Genomic DNA, 3,074 nt, shown 5'->3' on the forward strand with positions numbered 1-3,074 from the left:
TCTTTATAGTCACAACAAAAGATAAAGCAAAACATATAATCAGCAAAAAAATGTTATATTTATAATTAATTTATATTCTTTATGCAGTTCTGACTTAACTTCATTATTAGAGTTTAATTTATTCATAAGCCTCTAAATAAGTTTTCATAATTATGCTCCACTTCCAACCAGCCCTTGTGTACCAAGATATACAGCCTTTTCATCCAAGCGGTCCGTAGAATCAATGAGATAGGCTACAGAACCAATGTTGTTCAAAAAGAAAACAAAAGACATGGGTGTATCAGTATTATGGAAAGCTATTTAGCTTGAAGAAATCATAGTCCCTTTCACTTTTCAGCTCTAACACTTCATGATTTTCACAATCGATAGTAAAATCATGAGCGATATAGAATATAATACAACCTTCTTTTTCTGAAATTAATTTACTTACGACTTTAGCATTTTCATTATCAATTCCTCTAAATATTTCATCAAATATCAATACCGATTTATCTGACAGATAGCCTCGTAAAAAGAGTAATACTTGTCTTTGTCCTTCAGAAAAAGGGTTAACCTTATCACTAATAACGGTATCTAGTTTTTCAGGCAGGCTATCTATTGTCTGCCATAAATTTAACTTTTTAAGCATACTCTCAACTTTATTCCTATCAACGTTTCTTCCTAATGTAATATTTTCAATAATACTTGTAGTAAAGAGTATATCTTGTGGGAAGTATGCAGAGCATTGATTTATATGAATTTCAGGCTTAATAGTTTTATCAGAAACATAAAAATTCACAGATCCATTTACAGATGGAATCAAACCAATCAAAGTCTTACATAAATTTTTCTTACCAATACCATTCTGTCCTATTATTTTATATATACCCGTTATCTTTCAAGTTGCCTCTTTGTTGGCTGCACTCGCTCACCCCGGTCACATAATTCGCTATGCTCTCGGGGATTCACTCCCTTGCCGTCGCGATGCATCTTGAAATCTATTGGGTATATCTTATTACTTTGAAAGGTAAGATCCGGAATTTTACAGACGATATTTCCATTAGTACCAATATGAAGATTCCTCACTGTAATTTCGTCTACACTAACAATATTATCATCTAATTCAGTATTCAATAAATTCTCATCTACAACATTATTCCCCATGAATTCTTTATATCTTTCAAGAGTAATGCTTGATCTTTTCAACTCCATAAAAGAAACTAAAATCTGCATTGTATGTTTTAGAGACATTTCTGTAAAAGCAATTAATGTCAACATTACACCTAGTGAAAAACTACTATATCTAATAATGCTAATAACCATGACACATCTAATAACAGTACCAATGATTGTGTTAACTGTTAGAGTTTTACTTTTCACACCAGCAACAAGTAATGCAACATTTTTCTCCCTATTCAAAAAATCACTCATCCTGTCAACACATCTATCCAGAATCCTGTTTCGATAATTATTGCCTCGTATCGTTTCCCTTCCTTCAATAATATCATCCATAATTGAAATAAAATTTGATTTTATTTTAAAACGCTGCTCTTCTAAAATAATCATTTTCTTGACAGACAAAAAATAGACAACCACCAGCATAATCATTCCTAAGATCAAAAAACTGACAACTAGAGGGCTAACATATAGCACTATGATTGATAATATTAAAATCGTAATAAGCTTAACAACAATATCTATTAGCAGAGTCAAATAATACTTTTAAATATTTTGAGCATCATAAATCCTTTGAATCAATCCACCTTTATTATAGTCATTCAATATAGATAATTTTGTAGTAATCAAAGCAAGTAAATATTTATCTAAATAATAAAAGTCCAAATATTTTTCCAGTGATGCTCTAAAGCGAGCAGTCAAATAAGTTAGTATCATATTGAATGATTCATATAATATATAAGATATCATAAAAACAAATAAAAAACGCAAGTCACCTGATGGTATAACCGCGTCAATCAGATACTGCATGAAAAATGCAGCAAAAGAACTAATGACACTTAATAGTAAAGAGTATAGTAATAAGGATTTTATATAACCTGTTGCAAAGTTATCTTTCAATGCCATATCAATTTTCATGCTAAATACCTGGATAATATTAATATAAGTTACAAAAATGAAATAACCGTGAATTCAGCAACAAGTTAGTTCATTACCCAATTAGAAAACTTAATTAAAATACATTATGAAAAGATTATGTATTTTTAAAATAAATAAATTGCAATATAACTGCTAAATAACGTATATAGACACCGACTCAATTCAAGTGGGCAGGGCGAGATCTCACAATTTTAACAAGGTTATTTGGGTTAAATAAAGACCAAAATATAACTTTTTATAGCCACTTCTCTCATTAAAACGTTAAGATCTCTCTATTCTATAAAAGCGTGATCTTTATAATGAGTATTTTCAACTTTATCAGCAAGATAGATGACCCACGTTCTGACATCAATAAAAAACATGAATTAATGGATGTGATTTTTTTAGCTTTTTTTCCGCTGTGTTATGTGGGGCTTCTGGCTGGAAATCAATCCAGGCATTTGGTGAGATACAATTCGAGTGGCTTAAACAATATACCAACTTTACTCACGGTATTCCTCGCCGCCACTGTATTGCGAATATTATCAAAATGATAGAACAAGATGCACTGGTCGAAGCCTTTTATGCCTGGATCAACCGACGCCGGGTTAAAGCCGGAAAAAGTCTCATCGCCATTGATGGAAAAACAATGAGGGGGACCTGTAAAGGAACCTTGTTTGAAGCCCTGCATGTGGTCAGTGCTTATGATGTGGAATCGGGTGTTGCCCTGTACCATCGGGCAGCCGAAAGTAAAGGTCAGGAAGGCCCTATTGCAAGACAACTGATTGAATTATTGGCGCTTGATGGGGCGATTGTCACGCTGGATGCCCTGCATTGTCAGAAGGAAACCCTTGAGTTAATTACCCAACGAGGCGGCGATTTTATTGTTAGCGTCAAAGGGAATCAAAAAACTCTCTCTGGGTTTGTTAAATCGCATTTTGCGGCGCATTATGATAACGACGAACTGGCTGAGTTTACGGAGAAAAGCAAGGGGCATGGAC

The 3,074-nt window shown here is 33.1% G+C and carries 3 protein-coding genes and 1 pseudogene; 1 reads left to right on the plus strand and 3 read right to left on the minus strand.

Annotation, left to right across the window (positions count from 1 at the left end; genetic code table 11):
- Nucleotides 1-286: 286 nt before the first annotated feature.
- From ABR397_RS22150 to ABR397_RS22160, 3 genes are all read right to left on the minus strand, one after another.
- Nucleotides 287-874, minus strand: a complete 588-nt coding sequence (locus ABR397_RS22150; protein ID WP_350307604.1) for an ABC transporter ATP-binding protein — start codon at nt 872-874, stop codon at nt 287-289.
- Complete coding sequence (locus ABR397_RS22155) at nt 871-1,581, minus strand: ABC transporter ATP-binding protein (protein WP_350307602.1); 711 nt, start codon at nt 1,579-1,581, stop codon at nt 871-873. The genes ABR397_RS22150 and ABR397_RS22155 overlap by 4 nt, the downstream gene beginning before the upstream one ends.
- Before the next feature lie 120 nt (nt 1,582-1,701).
- Nucleotides 1,702-2,073: a hypothetical protein gene (locus ABR397_RS22160; protein WP_350307603.1), complete on the minus strand. Its 372-nt coding sequence runs from the start codon at nt 2,071-2,073 to the stop codon at nt 1,702-1,704.
- A gap of 320 nt (nt 2,074-2,393) precedes the next feature.
- On the opposite strand from ABR397_RS22160, the pseudogene ABR397_RS22165 reads away from it, so the two are divergent.
- Nucleotides 2,394-3,074: pseudogene (locus ABR397_RS22165) on the plus strand (ISAs1 family transposase); the annotation flags it as partial.

The organism is Photorhabdus viridis (genome assembly GCF_040256935.1).
Lineage (GTDB): Bacteria > Pseudomonadota > Gammaproteobacteria > Enterobacterales > Enterobacteriaceae > Photorhabdus > Photorhabdus viridis.